20 protein-coding genes are annotated in these 18258 nt (G+C 65.8%); 15 read left to right on the forward strand and 5 right to left on the reverse strand.

Features of this window, described 5'->3' with window-relative positions; translation table 11 throughout:
- The first annotated feature begins 215 nt into the window (after positions 1–215).
- Together CVO77_RS02415 and CVO77_RS02420 are read left to right on the forward strand one after the other, a co-directional pair.
- Positions 216–641 carry an RcnB family protein gene (locus CVO77_RS02415; RefSeq protein WP_105997727.1) on the forward strand — a complete coding sequence of 142 codons (426 nt, stop codon included), beginning with the start codon at positions 216–218 and terminating at the stop codon, positions 639–641.
- A gap of 129 nt (positions 642–770) precedes the next feature.
- Positions 771–1175, forward strand: a complete 405-nt coding sequence (locus CVO77_RS02420) for a hypothetical protein (RefSeq protein WP_105997728.1) — start codon at positions 771–773, stop codon at positions 1173–1175.
- Positions 1176–1212: 37 nt separating this feature from the next.
- Here CVO77_RS02420 and CVO77_RS02425 read toward each other — a convergent pair whose 3' ends face one another.
- On the reverse strand, positions 1213–1671 hold the full coding sequence (locus CVO77_RS02425; RefSeq protein ID WP_105997729.1) for an SH3 domain-containing protein: 459 nt from the start codon (positions 1669–1671) through the stop codon (positions 1213–1215).
- 125 nt (positions 1672–1796) lie between these two features.
- Between CVO77_RS02425 and CVO77_RS02430 the strand changes: the two genes are divergently transcribed.
- Positions 1797–2795 (forward strand): 2-hydroxyacid dehydrogenase, encoded by a 999-nt coding sequence (locus CVO77_RS02430; RefSeq protein ID WP_106000582.1) that lies wholly within the window; start codon positions 1797–1799, stop codon positions 2793–2795.
- An 87-nt stretch (positions 2796–2882) separates the two neighbouring features.
- Here the strand turns inward: CVO77_RS02430 and CVO77_RS02435 are convergent, their stop codons facing one another.
- The 3 genes from CVO77_RS02435 to CVO77_RS02445 form a co-directional block, all read right to left on the reverse strand.
- Positions 2883–4286, reverse strand: coding sequence for an NAD(P)H-dependent flavin oxidoreductase (locus CVO77_RS02435; protein WP_105997730.1), 1404 nt, complete (start codon positions 4284–4286; stop codon positions 2883–2885).
- A gap of 84 nt (positions 4287–4370) precedes the next feature.
- The gene (locus CVO77_RS02440; protein WP_146130808.1) at positions 4371–5552 is read right to left on the reverse strand and encodes a glycosyltransferase family 4 protein; all 1182 of its coding nucleotides are present in this window, start codon (positions 5550–5552) and stop codon (positions 4371–4373) included.
- Positions 5549–6445: an alpha/beta fold hydrolase gene (locus CVO77_RS02445; protein WP_106000584.1), complete on the reverse strand. Its 897-nt coding sequence runs from the start codon at positions 6443–6445 to the stop codon at positions 5549–5551. The genes CVO77_RS02440 and CVO77_RS02445 overlap by 4 nt, the downstream gene beginning before the upstream one ends.
- A gap of 177 nt (positions 6446–6622) precedes the next feature.
- Between CVO77_RS02445 and astD the strand changes: the two genes are divergently transcribed.
- From astD to CVO77_RS02475, 6 genes are all read left to right on the forward strand, one after another.
- Positions 6623–8068, forward strand: coding sequence for a succinylglutamate-semialdehyde dehydrogenase (astD, locus tag CVO77_RS02450; protein ID WP_105997731.1), 1446 nt, complete (start codon positions 6623–6625; stop codon positions 8066–8068).
- A gap of 75 nt (positions 8069–8143) precedes the next feature.
- Entirely contained in the window at positions 8144–8941 is a 798-nt protein-coding gene (cobA, locus tag CVO77_RS02455; RefSeq protein WP_105997732.1) for a uroporphyrinogen-III C-methyltransferase, read from the forward strand.
- Entirely contained in the window at positions 8929–9225 is a 297-nt protein-coding gene (locus tag CVO77_RS02460) for a DUF2849 domain-containing protein (RefSeq protein ID WP_105997733.1), read from the forward strand. Before cobA ends, CVO77_RS02460 begins: the two co-directional genes overlap by 13 nt.
- Before the next feature lies 1 nt (position 9226).
- Complete coding sequence (locus CVO77_RS02465; protein WP_105997734.1) at positions 9227–10861, forward strand: nitrite/sulfite reductase; 1635 nt, start codon at positions 9227–9229, stop codon at positions 10859–10861.
- Positions 10854–11279 carry a DUF934 domain-containing protein gene (locus tag CVO77_RS02470; protein ID WP_105997735.1) on the forward strand — a complete coding sequence of 142 codons (426 nt, stop codon included), beginning with the start codon at positions 10854–10856 and terminating at the stop codon, positions 11277–11279. The genes CVO77_RS02465 and CVO77_RS02470 overlap by 8 nt, the downstream gene beginning before the upstream one ends.
- Complete coding sequence (locus CVO77_RS02475) at positions 11272–12063, forward strand: phosphoadenylyl-sulfate reductase (RefSeq protein WP_105997736.1); 792 nt, start codon at positions 11272–11274, stop codon at positions 12061–12063. The genes CVO77_RS02470 and CVO77_RS02475 overlap by 8 nt, the downstream gene beginning before the upstream one ends.
- Before the next feature lie 133 nt (positions 12064–12196).
- Here the strand turns inward: CVO77_RS02475 and CVO77_RS02480 are convergent, their stop codons facing one another.
- Positions 12197–13708 carry a replicative DNA helicase gene (locus CVO77_RS02480; protein ID WP_106000585.1) on the reverse strand — a complete coding sequence of 504 codons (1512 nt, stop codon included), beginning with the start codon at positions 13706–13708 and terminating at the stop codon, positions 12197–12199.
- A gap of 242 nt (positions 13709–13950) precedes the next feature.
- Between CVO77_RS02480 and CVO77_RS02485 the strand changes: the two genes are divergently transcribed.
- The 6 genes from CVO77_RS02485 to CVO77_RS02510 all read left to right on the forward strand — a co-directional run bounded on the left by CVO77_RS02485 (position 13951) and on the right by CVO77_RS02510 (position 18162).
- A complete protein-coding gene (locus tag CVO77_RS02485; protein WP_105997737.1) occupies positions 13951–14448 on the forward strand; it encodes a UPF0262 family protein in 498 nt (165 codons plus the stop codon).
- A 2-nt stretch (positions 14449–14450) separates the two neighbouring features.
- Positions 14451–15212 (forward strand): glycoside hydrolase family 25 protein, encoded by a 762-nt coding sequence (locus tag CVO77_RS02490; RefSeq protein ID WP_105997738.1) that lies wholly within the window; start codon positions 14451–14453, stop codon positions 15210–15212.
- The gene (locus tag CVO77_RS02495; protein WP_105997739.1) at positions 15209–15658 is read left to right on the forward strand and encodes a cytidine deaminase; all 450 of its coding nucleotides are present in this window, start codon (positions 15209–15211) and stop codon (positions 15656–15658) included. Before CVO77_RS02490 ends, CVO77_RS02495 begins: the two co-directional genes overlap by 4 nt.
- Before the next feature lie 39 nt (positions 15659–15697).
- On the forward strand, positions 15698–16252 hold the full coding sequence (gene dcd, locus CVO77_RS02500; RefSeq protein WP_105997740.1) for a dCTP deaminase: 555 nt from the start codon (positions 15698–15700) through the stop codon (positions 16250–16252).
- Positions 16253–16324: 72 nt separating this feature from the next.
- Entirely contained in the window at positions 16325–16813 is a 489-nt protein-coding gene (locus tag CVO77_RS02505) for a DoxX family protein (RefSeq protein WP_105997741.1), read from the forward strand.
- 179 nt (positions 16814–16992) lie between these two features.
- On the forward strand, positions 16993–18162 hold the full coding sequence (locus CVO77_RS02510; protein WP_105997742.1) for a saccharopine dehydrogenase family protein: 1170 nt from the start codon (positions 16993–16995) through the stop codon (positions 18160–18162).
- The last annotated feature ends 96 nt before the right edge of the window (positions 18163–18258 follow it).

Here is an 18258-nt window from a genome sequence, read left to right on the forward strand (position 1 = left end):
GCGGCCCCCGCCTTCGCGGGGGCGACGATTTTCTGGAAGGTTCCGGAATCCCGCCGTATCCCTCCACCGTCCCATCGCAATCCCCGCGACAGATTGCGACACTCATGACCGGAAAATAAACGCGGCATTCCGCTTCGGTTCAAATCGAATCGCCTAATCCATTCCCAGTCATCGGGCAGATCCCCCTCCCCCTGACGATGCAAAGGAATGGCATAATGAAGAAGATCAACTTTCTCACCGCCGGCCTGATCGCCGCGATGATGATCCCGGCCGCGGCGCAGGCCCAGACCGGCGAACTTCGCCGCGATCGGCAGGAAGTCCGTCACGCCCAGACGCACGGCAACCATCGCGATGTCCGCGACGCCCGCAAGGAATATCGCCAGGACAAGCGCGACTGGCGCCATGATACGCGCTACCAGAATTATCGCGCGCCATTCAAATATCAGCAGTTCCGCGTCGGCCAGGCGTTGCGCCCCAATTATTATGCGCCGGCCTATCGTCCGACCTGGGACAGCCGCTGGGGCGTACCCCGCGCCGGGCGCGGTCTGACCTATGTCCGCCACTATAACGATCTGCTGCTCGTCAATGTGCGGAACGGCAAGGTGGTGAAGGTCTATCGCAACGAGTTCCGGTGGCGCTAAACCATAGCAATCGGACGCACGAGAGGGTCGACGGGCAACCATCGGCCCTTTTTCGCCTGCGATGATCGCCGTTGCCGACTCCCCGCGAAAGGCATAGTTTCCGTCCATCGAAGCTGGGGAGACATCGACATGAAAAAGCTGGTTCTGATGGCCGCGCTCGCAATGCTGTCGGCCTGTTCGCAAAAGGCTGAACAATCGAAGGAAAATGCCGCCGCGCCCGCCGAAACGACCGCACCCGCGGCGCCCGCGACCACCGCCGACTCGGGCACCCCGCCGGGCACCTATGACGTGAAAATGGCCGACGGCACGATGGGCACGACCACCATCAACGCCGACGGCACCTATGCCGACACCGATGCGAAGGGCAAGGTCGTCAAGGGCCTGTTCGCGCAGCATGACGGCAAGGATTGTTTCGATCCCGAGGGCGACGCGCCCGGGATGTGCTGGGCCGTGTCAAAACCCGAAGCAGACGGCAGCTTTACCGCGACGGCGGACGACGGAACCGTCGTGACGGTGGCGCCGAAGAAGAAATGAGCCGAGCAGCCGACCGTATCGGGGGGGGGGGGGGACGTCAGTCGCCCCAGATATGGTCGGTTTCGACCCAACCCTTGCGACCGCGGACGTCGATCCGGCACCAACCATTCTTGCAATCGGTGATACGGCCGACGACGCCCGGCTCGGCGCGATAGGCGACCGCGGCCGAAACATTGGGCTCCTCGCGCATCGGCCGGATGCCGCCGGTAACGATCGCGGTGCGCGTGCGGCTGAGCAGTCGCGCCGCCATCCAGCCGTGCGTCCCGTCGGGATCCTCGATCTTGCGCCACGTTTCGAAGCGCGCGATCACCTTTACCGGCAAATCCTTGCGCCGATATTCCCAGATCACGGGCACGTCGGGCGACGGCCCCTTGCGCATCCGCGCCTCGTCGACGCTGATCGACGCCCAATAGGGCAGTTCGACATCGGATTGCGCGGCGGCCGGTCCCACGACGGCAAGCAGCGCGGCGGCGGCGAGAATCTGGCGGCTGGTCATGATCCAGCCTTGTCAAAGTCGGCCCGTCATTACAACCGCTCGCCGCGATTGGGGCAGTGTTCATCCACAGCCGCGCCGCGCCGCGCCTCTTGACCGCGCTGCCGCGCCGCGCTCTATCGGCGGCCATGCCCGATTCATCCCGTCCCAAGCGCCCGCGCGTCATCGTCACCCGCCAGTTGATGCCGCCTGTCGAGGCGCGCATGGCCGAACTGTTCGACGTCGCGCTGTCGGCGTTCGACCGCGCCTTTACCCGCGAAGAGTTGAAGGCCGCGGTCGCCGATTGCGATGTGCTGGTGCCGACGGTGACCGACGAGATCGATGCCGAAATTATTGACGCCGCGGGCGAACGGCTGAAACTGATCGCCAATTTCGGCGCCGGGGTCGACCATATCGACCTTGCCGCGGCGCGCGCGAAGGGCATCATGGTGGCGAACACCCCCGGCGTCTTCACCGCAGACACCGCCGACATGACGATGGCGCTGATCCTGTCGGTCCCGCGCCGCCTGGCCGAGGGCGAGAAGCTGATGCGATCGGGCCAGTGGGAAGGCTGGGCGCCGAGCACGATGCTCGGCCACCGCGTCGGCGGCAAGCTGCTCGGCATCATCGGCATGGGGCGCATCGGCCTGGCGGTCGCGCAGCGCGCGCGGGCGTTCGGCCTGTCGATCCATTATCACAACCGCCGCCGCCTGCCCGAAGCGATCGAGGGGGAATTGGGCGCGAGCTATCATGCCAGCGTCGATACGTTGCTGCGGATCAGCGACATCGTCTCGGTCCACTGCCCGCACACCAGCGAAACGCACGAAATGGTCAATGCCGCGCGCATCGCGGCGATGAAGCCGACCGCCTATCTGATCAACACCGCGCGCGGCGAGATCGTCGACGAAAAGGCGCTGATCGCGGCGCTCAAGACCCGCCGGATCGCGGGCGCCGGGCTCGACGTCTATGCGCAGGAGCCGGTGGTCGACCCCGACCTGCTCGCGCTCGACAACGCCGTGCTGCTCCCGCACCTCGCCTCGGCGACGATCGAGGGGCGCGAAGCGTCGGGCGCAAAGGTCATCGCGAACATCCGCGCCTGGTGCGACGGGCATCGCCCGCCCGACCAGGTGCTGGAGGGATGGGTTTAGCCACTCGTCGCCCCCCGCGCAGGCGGGGGCGCCAGCCGCCTGGCGTAAACCTGCTTGCGGCCCCCGCCTGCGCGGGGGCGACGCCTGTCAATCCCCCGTCAGAATCCGGTCGACGAGTTGCTTCACCGTCGGGGTGAAGTTGTTCGAATAAAAGGGATCGGTCTTGAAATTGAACGCGGCGTGGCCCGCGAACATCAGATTCTGGTCGACGTCGCCGCCGTGCGCGATGTCCTGGAGCGTCTTCTGGATGCAGAAGCTGCGCGGGTCGGCAAGGTAGCCGGTCGAATAATCGTCATGGTCCTTCCACGCCGAAAAGCCGCAATGCGACAGACAGCCCATGCAGTCGGCCTGATCCTTGCGGATCACGCCCTTGTCGGCGTTGGTGACGAAGACGACGGTGTTGTCGGGGGTCTTCAACGCCTCGGTATAGCCTTCGGCCACCCAATCGCGCGCGCGGTCGCGGTCGTGCGGGGTGACCCAGAAATTCTTGCCCTTCACCCCGACGTCGAGTTGGACGACATGATCGCCCGCTTCCTGCTTCGAATAGGGAATCTGGCGTTCCGACCGCGCCTCGAGGTCGCGCAGGAACGGCGTGCGCACCGCGCTGGAATAGAAACCCGTGGGCGAAAAGCGGTGGAGCAGCACGTCGCCTTCGTCGAGGGTGCGGAGGCGGTCCTTCCATCCCTGCGGAATCGGGCTTTCCTCGGTCAGCAGCGGGCGCGTGCCATATTGAAAGACGATCTGGCCGAGTTCGGGATTCTCGATCCAATGCTCCCAATCGCGCAGATACCAGACACCGCCCGCCATCACGATCGGTACGTCGTCCGAAATCCCCTCGGCGCGCATCGTGTCGCGCAGCGCCTTGACGCGCGGATAGGGATCCTGCGGCACCAGCGGGTCTTCGGCGTTCGACAGGCCGTTGTGCCCGCCCGCGAGCCACGGATCTTCGTAAACCACCGCCCCCATCAGGTCGGCGACCTTGTGATAGGCGCGCTTCCACAGCGCGCGGAAGGCGCGCGCCGACGAGATGATCGGCAGATAGTTCACATTGTGCTTCGCTGCGATCTCGCTGAGCTTGTAGGGCATGCCCGCGCCGCAGGTCACTCCGGTAACGAGACCCTTGGTCTTTTCGAGCACGCCCTCGAGCACCTGCTGCGCGCCGCCCATTTCCCACAAGACGTTGATGTTGATCGCGCCCTTGCCGCTGGCGACGTCATAAGCGCGCCGCACCTGTTCGACCGCGCCGTCGATCGCATATTGGATCAATTCCTCGTGGCGTTCCTTGCGCGTCAGCGCGCGGTAGATTTGCGGAATGATCTTGCCTTCGGCGTCATAGCTGTCGGCGTTGACCGCCGACACGGTGCCGATCCCGCCCGCCGCGGCCCAGGCGCCGCTCGACATATGGTTGGTTGCCGAGACGCCCTTGCCCCCCTCGACCAGCGGCCATACTTCACGACCCCCGTAAAGAATGGGCTTCAAACCTTTGAACACTATGAACCTCTTTCTTCCCACCGCGACGCAGCCACGCCGCAGCCCCCATGTGCCGTTTCCGTAAGCGGAATACGGCGACCTTTGTCAATCGACGCCAATCCAGCGCCCGCTGAACAGGCCATATCCGTCAAGCGCGCGAGCATAAAGCTTTTCATAAGCGCCGACCATCCTTGATTCGTCGAAGCGATCGGCCGCGGCGCGCCGATTTTCGGCCCCGATCCGCGCGCGAAGCGGCGCGTCCCCGACCATCCGCGCCAGCGCCGCGCCGAACCCCTGCGCGTCCCCGGCGATGAACGGCCGGTTGCCGTCTGCAACCATCGCGGCGACATCGCCGACAGCGGGGCTGACGACGGGAAGCCCCGCCGCCATCGCCTCGATCACCGCAATCGGCGCTTGTTCGCTGAGCGACGACAGCGCGAGCAGGTCGAAATGGCCGATCCAGCGCGCGGGTTCGGCCATGAAGCCCGGCATCACCAGCCGGTCGGCCATCCCGCAAGCGGCCGCTTCGGCGCCAATCGCCGCGCGCTCGCTTCCCTCGCCGACGATCACGAGCCGAACGCCGGGCGGCAGCGCCGCGACGGCGCGCACCAGCCGCGGCAGATCCTTGACCTTGCGCAATCCCGCGACGGTGCCGATCACCACCTCGCCCGCCCGGCGCTCGAAACCCGGAATCGGGACCGACGGCCCGGCGGCATAGGCGGCGACGTCGATGCCGTTGCGGATCAGGCGGGTGCGCGATTCCGCGTGCCATTCGTCGGCGGCGATCCGCTGAAGCAGCGTCGAGGGCACGACGACCGATTGCGCTGTGCGCAGCGCGATCCGCCGGAAAAGATTGCGTTTCCAATTGCGCCGGACGCTTTCATCCTCGTTGAAGCCGTCCTCGTGATGGATCAGGTCGGGCATATTGTGCTGCCCGCGCGAGCCCAGAAGGCGGCGCGCCATCACCCCGTCCATCGCGCCCCAATTATAGCTCAGCACCAGATCGAAATTCCGCATGTAGCGCGCCAGATCGCGGTAGCGTCCGAGCGACGGCTTGCCGTGCAGCGGCGGCGCATCCTTCGGGAAATCGACGACAATATCGGGATCGATCGCATCGCGGGCGCCGAGCGCATCGGGCATCGCCGACAGGATTATGTGATGCGCGCGGTCGCCCATCAGGTTCATCAGCCGGACCGCGCGGGCTTCCTTGCCGCCGAGCGAGAAGCTCGAATGGAGGTGCAGGATGCGGACCGGCTGATCGCGCCCCGGCGGCTCGGCTTCGCTCACGCCGCCGGAAGCTCGGCGATCCAGGCGTCGACCGCGGCGCGCGCTTCGCCCTCGTCCATCGTCGGCGCATGGCCGACCCCCGGCACCTCGACGAGCCGCGCGTGCGGCAATTCCTTCGCCATCTTTCGCGCTGCGACCGCCGATAATATATCGGACAATTGCCCGCGCAGGACCAGCACCGGCACTTCGCCGAACGCCCGATAGGCGGGCCACAGGTCGACCCCGGCCTCATCGCCGTTCGGCACGCGCAGCGGCGCCGCGATCTGCTTGTCATAATCGGTGACGATCCGCCCCTCGGGGGTCAGCCGGTGGGTGCGCTTGGTCAACCGCAGCCAGTCGTGGATGCTGAACCCCGGATAGATGGCGGCGTTGAGGTCGGCCACCGCGCGCGCCGCGTGAATCCAGGTCGGCTGGCTGCCCCCCACACCGATATAATCGCGGATGCGGTCGAGCCCCGCCTTTTCGAGTTCGGGCCCGACATCGTTGAGCAGCGCGCCGGTGACGCACCCCGGCTGCGTCGCGGCGAGCAGCATCGAGACAAGCCCGCCGAGCGAGGTGCCCACGGTCGCGCAGCGCGCTATGCCCAGTTCGTCGAGCAGCAGGGTGATGTCCTGCACATAGGTCAGCGGGACATAGGTCATCGGATCCTTGGCATAGGCGCTTTCGCCGCGGCCACGGAAATCGAGGACGATCACACGCCGCTTCGTCGCCAAATGCGGCGCCAGCGCCTCGAAATCGCGGGCGTTGCGGGCGAGGCCAGGCAGGCACAGGATCGGCGGCGCGGCGGCCGACGCCGCCGGACCGGCATAGATGCGCGCATGCAGCCGGACGCCGTCGTGCGACCACCAATAATGATCGTCCCAATCGCGCCCGCTATCCTGTCTGACCGTAATCGACCGTCCCCTTGGCTCCGTGTCCGCCCCGTCTATCGCCAACCGGCGCGGGGGCGCAAGCCATCGCGCCCGATCGTCTCGCTCGCCCTTCCCGCCCCGCTCGAACCCAAACGGATCAGGATGTTGCCTGCCAGCCGGTTGCCGCCACCCGCTTTCGCCGATAAGAGGCGGAGGACCATGAGCGAAGAGTTGCTTTCCTTTGAACCCGCGACCGGTGACGAGCTGTGGCGCGGCGCGGTCAGCGACGTCGACCAGGAAGTCGAAATCGCGCGGCGCGCCTGGCCCGAATGGGCGGCAAAAGCGGTCACCTTCCGCTCCGAAACGCTCCGCCGCTTCGCCGACCGGGTCAAGGCCGAAGCCGACACCCTCGCCGACCTGATCGCGCGCGAGACGGGCAAACCCCTGTGGGAAGCGCGTACCGAGGTCGAATCGGTCGCGAACAAGGTCGATATTTCGGTCAAAGCCTATGCCGAACGCACCCCCAACCGCCGGATCGAGGGCGCGATGGGGCTGCGCAGCGCGGTGCGCCACAAGCCGCACGGCGCTTTGGCGGTGCTCGGCCCCTATAATTTCCCGGCGCACCTGCCCAACGGCCATATCGTCCCGGCGCTGCTCGCGGGCAATTCGGTGCTGTTCAAACCGTCCGAAAAGACCCCGGCGACCGGCGCCAAGCTCGTCGAACTGTTCCATAGCGCGGGCGTTCCGCACGAGGTGCTGCGCCTTGTCATCGGCGGCTCCGACGCGGGCAAGGCGCTGGCGGGCCATCCGGGGCTCGACGGCCTGCTGTTTACCGGATCGGCGCGCACCGGGGTCGCGCTCAGTCGCCAGTTCGCGGGCCAGCCGGGCAAGATCCTCGCGCTCGAAATGGGCGGCAACAACCCGATCGTCGTCTGGGACACCGCCGACATCGCCACCGCCGCGATATTGGTCGTCCAGTCGGCCTTCCTCAGCGCCGGGCAAAGGTGCAGCAACGCACGCCGCCTGATCGTCAAGGACAGCCTGGCCGACCGGCTGCTCGACGAGGTCAAGGCGCTCGCCAACCGACTGATCGTCGACCATCCGCACGCCGACCCCGCGCCCTATATGGGGCCGGTGATCGACAATGAGGCCGCCGACGGACTGACCGAAAGCTTTTTGATCCTGATGTCGAACGGCGGCCAGGTGATCCGCCACATGACGCGCCCGGTCGCCGGCCGCCCCTTTCTGACCCCCGGCATCATCGACGTCACCGCGATGCCCGAACGGCCCGATATCGAGCTGTTCGGCCCGTTGCTCCAGGTCATCCGCGTCGACAGTTTCGAGGCCGCGATCGCCGAGGCGAACAACACCAGCTTCGGCCTTTCCGCCGCGCTGATCGGCGGCACGCCGCAGCTCTACGACCAGTTCTGGGCCAATGCCCGCGCCGGGGTGATCAACTGGAACCGCCCGACCAACGGCGCCTCCTCGGCGGCGCCCTTCGGCGGCATCGGCTTGTCGGGCAACCACCGCCCGAGCGCCTTCTACGCCGCCGATTATTGCGCCTATCCGGTGGCGAGCGCCGAAAGCGACGCGATGCGCGCCTCGATCGGCGTGGGATTGCGCGATCCCGAAGGCTCGCGGTTGGTAACAAAAAACTATCTCTAACCCGGCAAATTTTGCTTCATAGCCGTCAATAAAGCCTGTTTTGCCATCCCGGCCCTGACGGACCATCTGTTTCGCATGGAAAAGACTCTCCCTCCCGCGGGCAAGCTATGGCTCGTCGGCGCCGGTCCCGGCGACCCCGACCTGTTGACGCTGCGCGCCGCGCGGCTGCTGACAAGTGCCGATCTGGTGGTCCATGACGGGCTGGTCGGCAAGGGCGTGCTCGCGTTGATCCCGGCGCATGTGACCCGCATCAGCGTCGCCAAGCAGCGCAGCCGTCACACGATGAAGCAGGAAGCGATCAACGACCTGCTCGTCCGCGAAACGCGCGCCGGCAAGCAGGTCGTGCGGCTGAAGGGCGGCGACCCGTTCATCTTTGGCCGCGGCGGCGAGGAACTCGACGCCGCGCGTGCAGCGGGCATCGCGTGCGAGGTCGTCCCCGGCATCACCGCCGCCGCGGGCTGCGCCGCGCAGGCCGGCCTCCCCCTCACCCACCGCGAGGATGCGAGCGCGGTCAGCTTCGTCGCCGGCCAGTGCAAGGATCTGACCGACCAGGACTGGTCGGGCCTCGCGGGGCACGGCCGCACTCTCGTCATCTATATGGGCCTCGCGACGGCTTCGGCGATCGCCGACAAGCTGATCGCCGATGGCGTCTCGCCCGGCCTGCCGGTCGCGATCGTCGAGCGCGGCACCACCTCCGACGCCCGCGTCCTGCGCACCTTGCTCACCGACCTCGGCGACCTCGTCGCGCGCGAGGCGGTCCAGAGCCCGGCGCTGATCATCGTCGGCAAGGTCGCGGCGCGCGCCGACGCGCTCGACTGCCTCGGCACCCCCGGAATCACGGCTTCGATAAGGGATTTTTCATGCGAGTATTGACCGGCAACGACCTGAAGACGGGGGCCGTCATCTGGTGGACCGGCCGCGACTGGTCGATCCATGTCGAGGACGCCGCCGACGTCGGCGAGCATGGCGAGGCGATCCTCGCCGCCGAGGATGGCGCGCGCCGTGTCAACGGGGGTTATATCATCAACGCCGACGCTACGCCCAAGGGGCCGCGCCCCGCGCATATCAAGGACCGCATCCGCGCCCTTGGCCCGACGGTGCGTCCCGACCTGACGCTGAAGCCGGTCGATCCCGCGGCCGGCGAGTGGGTGATCTGATATGTATAAATATGACCAATATGACCAGGCGATGGTCGATGCCCGCGTCGAGGATTTCCGCGATCAGGTGCGCCGCCGCATCGCCGGTGAGATGAACGACGACCAGTTCAAGCCGCTCCGGCTCAAGAACGGCCTCTATCTTCAGCTTCACGCCTATATGCTGCGCGTCGCCATCCCCTATGGCACGCTCAATTCGCGGCAGCTTCGCAAGCTCGCCGACATCGCGCGCAAATATGATCGCGGCTATGGTCATTTCACGACGCGCCAGAATTTGCAGTATCACTGGATCAAGCTGGAGGAAGCACCCGACATCCTCGCCGAACTGGCGACGGTCGAGATGCACGCGATCCAGACCAGCGGCGAAAGCATCCGCAATATTTCGGCCGACCAATATGCGGGGGCCGCCGCCGACGAGATTTGCGACCCGCGCCCCTGGGCCGAATTGCTGCGCCAGGCGACGAGCTTTCACCCCGAATTCAGCTATCTGCCGCGCAAGTTCAAGATTTGCGTCATCTCCTCCCCCGCCGACCGCGCGGCGCTGCGCTGGCACGATTGCGCGCTGCGCATCGTGCGCAACGAAGCGGGCGAGGAAGGCTTTGAAGTCTATGCCGGCGGCGGCATGGGGCGAACCCCCTTCATCGCCTACAAAATTCGCGACTTCTGCCCGGCGGCGCAGATCTTCTCCTATATTCAGGCGATCCTGCGCGTGTGGAACCTCCACGCACGGCGCGACAATATCCACAAGCAGCGGATGAAGATCCTCGTCCACGACCTGGGCGAAGAGGAATTCCGCCGCCAGGTCGAGGAAGCGTTTCAGCATTTCCTGACCCTCGGCACCGACTTTCCGCAGGCCGAATATGACCGCATCGCGGCCTATTTCACCCCGCCGCCGTTCGAGACGGGCCTGTCCGACGACATCGACCGGTCGGACCCCGACTTTGCGCTGTGGGTCGATCAGCAGGTCATCGCGCACAAGGCGCCGGGCTATGCGATCGCGAACATCAGTCTGAAGCCGATCGCCGGCATCGGCGGCGACATCACCGCCGAGCAGATGGACGTCGTCGCGGGCCTCGCCGAACGCTACAGCTTCGACGATGTTCGCGTCACCCACGCGCAGAACCTCGTCCTGCCGCACGTTCGCAAGGCCGATCTTCATGCGGTGTGGCAGGCGCTGCACGAGGCGGGGCTCGCCGATGCGAACCTCGACCTCGTCACCGACGTCATCGCCTGCCCCGGTCTCGATTATTGCACCCTCGCCAATGCGCGCTCGATCCCGGTCGCGCAGAAAATCCAGCAGCGCTTCGCCGACATGGACCGCCAGCTTGATCTCGGCGAGCTCAAGATCAAGATTTCGGGCTGCATCAACGCCTGCGGCCACCATCATGCGGGGCACATCGGTATCCTCGGCGTCGACCGCAAGGGCACCGAAAATTACCAGCTTCTGCTTGGTGGATCGGGCGCCGAAGACACGACGCAGGCCAAGATCACGGGTCCGGGCTTCGACGAGGACGGCGTCGTCGACGCGGTCGAACGCGCGGTCGAATGCTATCGCACGCTCCGCGATCCCGGCGAGCGCTTTCTCGACACCTATCGCCGCGTCGGTTTCGACGCCTTCAAGGAAGCTATTTATGGCTGATGCCCTGCGTTTCCGCAACGACGACCCGATCGAGGAGCCTGCGGTTTCGCTCGACGCCTTCCTCGATCAGGACGGCGCCAGCGCGGTGCGGATCGAGGCTGGGGACGATCCCAGCCGTCTGATCCCGCACCTCGCCCGCGTCAAGCTGGTCGAGATCGGCATCCCGCGCTTTCGCGACGGGCGCTGCTTCACCTCGGCGCGCATCCTGCGCGAGGCGGGCTATGAGGGCGAGCTGCGCGCCGAGGGTGACATCCTCGTCGACCTCGTCTTCTTCATGCGCCGCTGCGGCTTCGACAGCTTCGCGGCGCAGGCCGGGCTGAACCGCGCCGACGTCGACGCAGCGCTCAGCCGTTACCCGACGGTCTATCAGGACGCCGCCGACGGCGCCGTACCGGTCTGGAAGCTGAGGCATGGCTGAAGTGAAGGCCCTGCCCGACGACCGCACCCGCGACCGGATCGACGCGGCGCCGCGCTTTACCCAGGCCGACGTCATCCGCCTCAACAATCTGTTCCGCGGCCAGGACGCGGCGGAAACCGTCGCGAGCGTGATCGGGGCCGGGCTGCTCGGCGACGGCGCGATCGTGTCGAGCTTTGGCGCCGAGAGCGCGGTGCTGCTCCATCTCGTGACGCGCGCCGCCCCCGACATGCCTGTGCTGTTCCTCGATACGGGCAAGCATTTTCCCGAAACGCTCGCCTATCGCGATGACCTTACGGCGCGGCTGGGGCTCAACCTCGTCAACGTCGTTCCCGATGCGGACGAACTCGCGGCGAAGGATGCGACCGAATTGCGCTGGTCCTACGACCCCGACGGCTGCTGCGAGATTCGCAAGGTCAAACCGCTCGAAAAGGCGCTGGGGCGTTTCGACACCTCGATCACCGGCCGCAAGGGCTTCCAGGCCTCGACGCGCACCGGCCTGCCGCGCTTCGAACTCGACGGCGCGACCGGCCGCCTGAAATTCAATCCGCTCGCCAATTGGACGCGCGAAGACCTCGACGCCTATTTCGCCGCGCACGACCTGCCGCGCCACCCGCTCGAAGCCGAAGGCTATCCCTCGATCGGCTGCTCGCCCTGCACCTCGAAGGTCAAGCCCGGCGAAGACCCGCGCGCGGGCCGCTGGCGCGGCTGGGACAAGACCGAATGCGGCATCCACACCGAAGTGACGCCGATCGACGACGATCCGGCGAACGACCCGGCTTTCTAACTATCCGTCATTGCGAGGAGCCGAAGGCGACGCGGCAATCTCCAGCTATCGACCTCGCGCAAGGTTGATAGCTGGAGATTGCTTCCCTCGGCTTTCGCCGGGGTCGCAATGACGCAGCGATGCAACGTCGGGCCTACTCATAATCCGCATAAGCCTGGCTCTCATCGGCCAGGTCGCTGAATTTCGTCGTCTTCGCCTCGAAGTGCAGGCGCACCTTGCCGGTCGAGCCGTGGCGCGATTTGGCGACGATGATTTCGGCGAGGCCGAAGACGCGCTCCATCTCGGCCGCCCATTCCTCATGCTGGGCGTGGATTTTCACATCGTCGCCCTCGATCGGGCGCTTGGGTTCGCGCGCCGCGACATAATAATCCTCGCGAAACACGAAAAGCACCATGTCGGCATCCTGCTCGATCGATCCCGATTCACGAAGGTCGGAGAGCTGCGGACGCTTGTCCTCGCGGCTTTCGACCTGGCGGCTCAGCTGCGACAGCGCCATCACCGGAAGATTAAGTTCCTTTGCCAAGGTCTTGAGGCCGCGGGAAATTTCTGAAATTTCCTGAACGCGATTATCGCCGCTCTTCGGCGATCCCTGGAGCAGCTGGAGATAATCGACCACGATGAAACCAATGCCATGGCGCCGCTGCAAACGCCGCGCGCGGGTGCGCAGTCCGGCGATCGTCAGCCCCGGCGTGTCGTCGATGAACAAAGGCAGCGTCTGGAGCGTCTGCGCGGCGCGGCTCAATTGCTGGAACTGCTCCTTGCTGATCTTGCCCATGCGCAGCGCTTCGCCCGACACCCCCGATTGTTCGGCGAGGACGCGCGTCGCGAGCTGGTCGGCCGACATTTCGAGGCTGAAGAAAGCGACCTTCGCGCCCATATTCTTTTCGGGCGGAATTCCGTCCTCCTCGTCGCGGCGAAACCGCTCGGCGGCGTTATAGGCGATGTTGGTGGCGAGCGAGGTCTTGCCCATGCCCGGACGCCCGGCAAGGATCATCAGGTCCGAATTGTGCATGCCGCCGATCTTGGCGTTCATGCTGCCGATGCCGGTGGTGATCCCCGACAGATGGCCGCCCGAATTGAGCGCGCGCTCGGCCGCCTGCAGCGCGGTGAGGCTCGCGGCGCTGAAGCTCTTGACCGATCCCATCTCGGCCTCGCCCCCCGCAACGCGATAGAGCGCGGTTTCGGCCTCCTCGATCTGCGCCTGCGGATCGACGCTCTCGCTGGTGTCGAGCGCGCTTTCGACGAGCGTGCGCCCGACGCCGACCAGTTCGCGCAGCAGTGCAAGATCGAAAATCTGCCGCGCAAAATCGCGCGCGCCGATCAGCCCGGCGCCGCTGCCGGTAAGCTGCGCCAGATAGCCGACCCCGCCGACCGCCTTCATCGCCTCGTCATTCTCAAAAAAGGGTTTGAGCGTCACCGGGGTCGCGATGCTGTTGCGCTCGATCAGCGCCATCGTCTGCTGAAAGATGCGGCCATGGAGCGGCTCGAAGAAATGATCGGGGACGAGCGCGACGGGCAGATCCTCGACGACTCGGTTATCGATCAGGATCGCGCCCAGAAACGCGGCCTCCGCCTCGATATTACGGGGTAATTGACGTTCATCCCCGGCGGGCGCCGGGACGGGAAAAAGGGCTAGTTCTGGCATGTGGTCATCATGCGCTGCCACTTGAACCTGCGCAACGGGTGATCGTGCATTCTGCATTATTGCTGTGGGCGGTCTGTGCATAAGTTTCAAAACCCCGTTCGTGTCGAGCGAAGTCGAGACACCCATCGAGATAGCGCCAAGCCGATGGGTGTCTCGACTTCGCTCGACACGAACGGACCGAGAGGATGGCGACATCCGCCCCCCTTGCCCTTCGCGGCGCGGCGGGTAGAAGCACAACCAGCATGTCCGACGCCGATCCTTCCCGACAGCGCATCATCTCGGTCGACCTCGACGAGGGTTCGATCGTCTGGCGCAACCCCGATGTCGAGCAGGAACGGCGCGTCGCGATCTTCGACCTGATCGAGGATAATAAGTTCGTGCCGCAGCGCGGCCACCCCGACGGCTATGCCGGCCCCTATCGCCTGCTGCTCCGCGTCGAGGAAGGCCGGCTGATCTTCGAGATCAGCCGCGAGGATCACTCGCCGCTCGAGGCGATCATCCTCGGCCTCGGCCGTTTCCGCCGCCCGATCCGCGATTATTTCGCGATCTGCGACTCCTATTATCAGGCGATCAAGACCTCGACCGCACAGCAGATCGAGACCGTCGACATGGCGCGGCGCGGGCTGCACAACGAGGCGGCCGAAATGCTGATGGACCGGCTCGACGGCAAGATCGCGGTCGACTTCGACACCGCGCGGCGATTGTTCACGCTGATCTGCGTCCTCCACATCAAGGGCTGACGATGGCGACGGGGGCACGCGGCAGGGGCAAGGGCAAGGCGGCAAAGCCGGTGCGCGATTGGCGCGGCGCGGCCGCGCGCCTTTTGCGCCGCATGGGCGGCGCGCTGATCCTGCTGCTTTTGCTCGCCGGACTGGCGCTGTGGTGGGCCTCGCGCTGGACGCCCTCGCGCGACTTGTTTCCGACCCAGGGCGTGACAATCGACGCGAGCAACGGCGAGGTGCGCTGGGGATCGATCAAGGCCGCGGGCGCCGATTTCGCTTATGTCGTGGCGACTGCGGGCGACAAGGACGTCGATCCGATGTTCCAGCGCAACCTGGCTGGTGCCCGGGCCGCGGGCATTCCGGTCGGCGTCATCCATCGCTACAGCCTGTGCAGCCTCGCGACCGATCAGGCCGCGAACTTCATCCGCCACGTCCCCCGCCGCGCCGACATGATGCCGTCGGTCGTCTGGCTCGATTTCGACGACCGCTGCCCCGACCGCCCGACACGCGCGCTGCTGCGCTCCGAACTCGCCACCTTCCTCGCGCAGATCGAGGCGCATATGGGCCAGGAAAGCGTGATTGCGCCCACCGCGGGGTTCGAGGCCGATTATGGCGTGACCGCCACGATCTTTCGCACCGCCGCGATGCGCAGCGACTTTTTCGAGCCCGATTATGGCGCGCATCTCTGGACGATGTGGCAGGCGAACCACTATCTGCGCGTGTCGGGGGCGGACGGCACGGTCAGATGGAATGTGCTGCGCCCCAAAGGAGACAAGCGATGAGCGAGACGACCGACGCCCTGATCGCCGCCGCGCGCGACGCCGCGAGCCGCGCTTACGCGCCTTATTCGGGCTTTCACGTCGGCGCGGCGCTGCTGCTCCGCAATGGCGACGTCGTCACCGGCGCCAATGTCGAGAATGCAAGCTATGGCCTCACCCTCTGCGCCGAGACGAGCGCGGTCGCGAAGATCGCGAACGAGGGCTGGATCGGCGAGCTGGCCGAGGTTGCGATCGTCGGCGGGCGGCCCGACGGCGACGCCCTGATCGGCAGCGACCCGGTCCATCCGTGCGGCCGCTGCCGCCAGATTCTCAACGAAGCCGCCGAACGGTCGAAAACCGACATCCTCGTCCATTGCGCCTCGGGCGACGGCAAAGCGGTGAAGAGCTATCGGCTCAGCGAATTGCTGCCGGCCTCTTTCGGGCCGAAGGACCTGGGTCTGATCGACTGACCGCTTGCGAAACCAAAACAGGACCGACAAGACAGCCGCATGAGCATTCTTTCCGACAAATGGATTCGCGAAGCCGCCCAAACGCAGGGCATGATCGAGCCGTTCGTCGAGGCGCAGCGCCGCGACGGCTGCATCAGCTACGGCCTCTCCTCCTACGGCTATGACGCGCGCGTCGCGCCCGAGTTCAAGATCTTCACCAATGTCGATTCGACGATCGTCGATCCCAAGGCGTTCGATCCCAAGAATTTCGTCGACCGCGAAACCGACGTCTGCATCATTCCGCCGAACAGCTTCGCGCTCGCCCGCACCGTCGAATATTTCCGCATTCCGCGCGATATCCTCGTCATCTGCCTCGGTAAGTCGACCTATGCGCGCTGCGGCATCATCGTCAACGTCACCCCGCTCGAACCCGGCTGGGAAGGCCATGTGACGCTGGAGTTTTCGAACACCACCCCCCTGCCCGCCAAAATCTATGCCAATGAAGGCGCGTGTCAGTTCCTCTTCCTGCAAGGCAATGAACCGTGCGAGACGAGCTACGCCGACCGCGCGGGCAAATATATGGGGCAAAAGGGCGTCACGCTGCCCAAGCTCTGACGCGGGGAACCGCCCGCCCTCTCGCGCGTCCTCTCCACACAAGCGGACGGGGCGCGTGTTGGAGGATGCCTTATGTCCATGATCGCCGTCTTCATCGGCCGCCTGTTCATCGCGCTGATCTTCGTCGTGTCGGGGATCAACAAGCTGATCCACGTCACCGACACCCATGCGATGATCTCCGCTGCCGGCCTGCCCGGCTGGCTCGCCGTTCCGACCGGACTGTTCGAACTCATCGCGGGCGTCTGCATTGCGCTCGGCATCTATGCGCGGGCTTTCTCGCTGCTGCTCGCGGCGTTCGTCCTGCTCACCATCCTTTTCTTCCACCGCGATTTCACCGATCCCGTGCAGGCGACGGCAGCGATGAAGAATCTGGCGATCGCGGGCGGCCTGCTCTGCTTCTTCGGATATGGTAACACGCGCTGGAGCTATGACGCGCTGCGCCGCAAGCGCCGCGACGAGATCGAAGTGCACGAGGCCGAGTTGCGCGCCGCGCGCGCAGAGGGTCAGGCCGAAGCCGTGGGCACGCCGGTCGCGGACCGCCGTCCATGGTGGCGCTTTTAGCCTTTCGCCATTGCGAGGGCCGCAGGCCCGCGGCAATCCAGGGCGGCCTGGCTCCGCTCTGGATTGCGACGCGGCTCCGCTGCTCGCAATGACGGGAAAAAGGGCAGCGCTATCTGCTTGGCATTGCCTTCCGCCTGCGCTAGCCTCCACTTAACGTTTACGTAAAGGGAGGGTTTTCCATGGCATCCCGCGATCTCGACATCATCGTCTATGGCGCGACGGGCTTCACCGGCCGCCTTGTCGCCGAATATCTCGCGCATCGTTACAGGGGTCGCGACGACGCCCCCAAATGGGCGATGGCGGGGCGCAGTCTCGCCAAGCTCGCCGAAGTGCGCGACCTGATCGGCGCCGACGAGGAAACCCCGCTGATCGTCGCCGACGCCAGCGATCCCGCGAGCCTCGACGCGATGGCCGAAAGCACCAAGGTCGTGCTCACCACCGTCGGCCCATATCAGCTTTACGGCGCGCCCCTTGTCGCCGCCTGCGTCAAGGCGGGCACCGCCTATGCCGACCTGTGCGGCGAGCCGGGCTGGATGCGCGAGATGATCGACGAGCATCAGGATGCGGCCAAGGCATCGGGCGCGCGCATCACCTTTTCGTGCGGCTTCGATTCGATCCCTTTCGACCTTGGCGTGCTGTTCTTGCAGGCCGAGGCGGTGAAGCGCCATGGCAAGCCCGCGCCGCGCGTCAAGGGCCGCGTCCGCAAGATGGCGGGCGGCGCATCGGGCGGCACGATCGCCAGCTTGACCGAAACGCTGAAGGCGGTGGCGAAGAAACCGTCGCTCGCGCTGCTGCTCAAATCGAGTTTCGCGCTGACCCCGGGGTTCGAGGGGCCGTCGCAACCGACCGGGCTGATCCCCGAATATGACGCCGCGACCGGCACCTGGACCGCGCCGTTCGTGATGGCAGCGATCAACACCAAGAATGTCCACCGCACCAACTATCTGCTCGGCCATGCGTGGGGCGACGATCTCGTCTATGACGAGATGATGATGACGACGATCGGCGATGCCGGAAAAGCGATGGCCGAAGCAATCGCCAAGGCGAACCCGTTCGGAGACGCGAAGCTCCAGCCCGGCGAAGGTCCGAGCAAGGAAGAGCGCGAGAACGGCTTTTACGACATCCTGTTCGTCGGCGAATATCCCGACGGCACCATGGTGCGCGCGAGCGTGCAGGGCGACCGCGACCCCGGCTATGGCTCGACGTCGAAAATGCTGGCGGAGACGGGCATCGCCTTGCTCGAGAACAACGGCGAAGGCGGCGTCTGGACCCCCGGCGCGCTGCTTGGGCAAGCGTTGATCGACCGGCTGACGGCGAATGCCGGGCTAACCTTTCAGATCGAGGACTGACATCTTTTTCCTCGTCACCCTGAACTTGTTTCAGGGTCCATGGCCTGCCGGTTCCTTCGGCGCAGCGTAAAACGAGAGGCCGGACCATGGATGCTG

It is taken from the genome of Sphingopyxis lindanitolerans, from assembly GCF_002993885.1.
GTDB lineage: Bacteria > Pseudomonadota > Alphaproteobacteria > Sphingomonadales > Sphingomonadaceae > Sphingopyxis > Sphingopyxis lindanitolerans.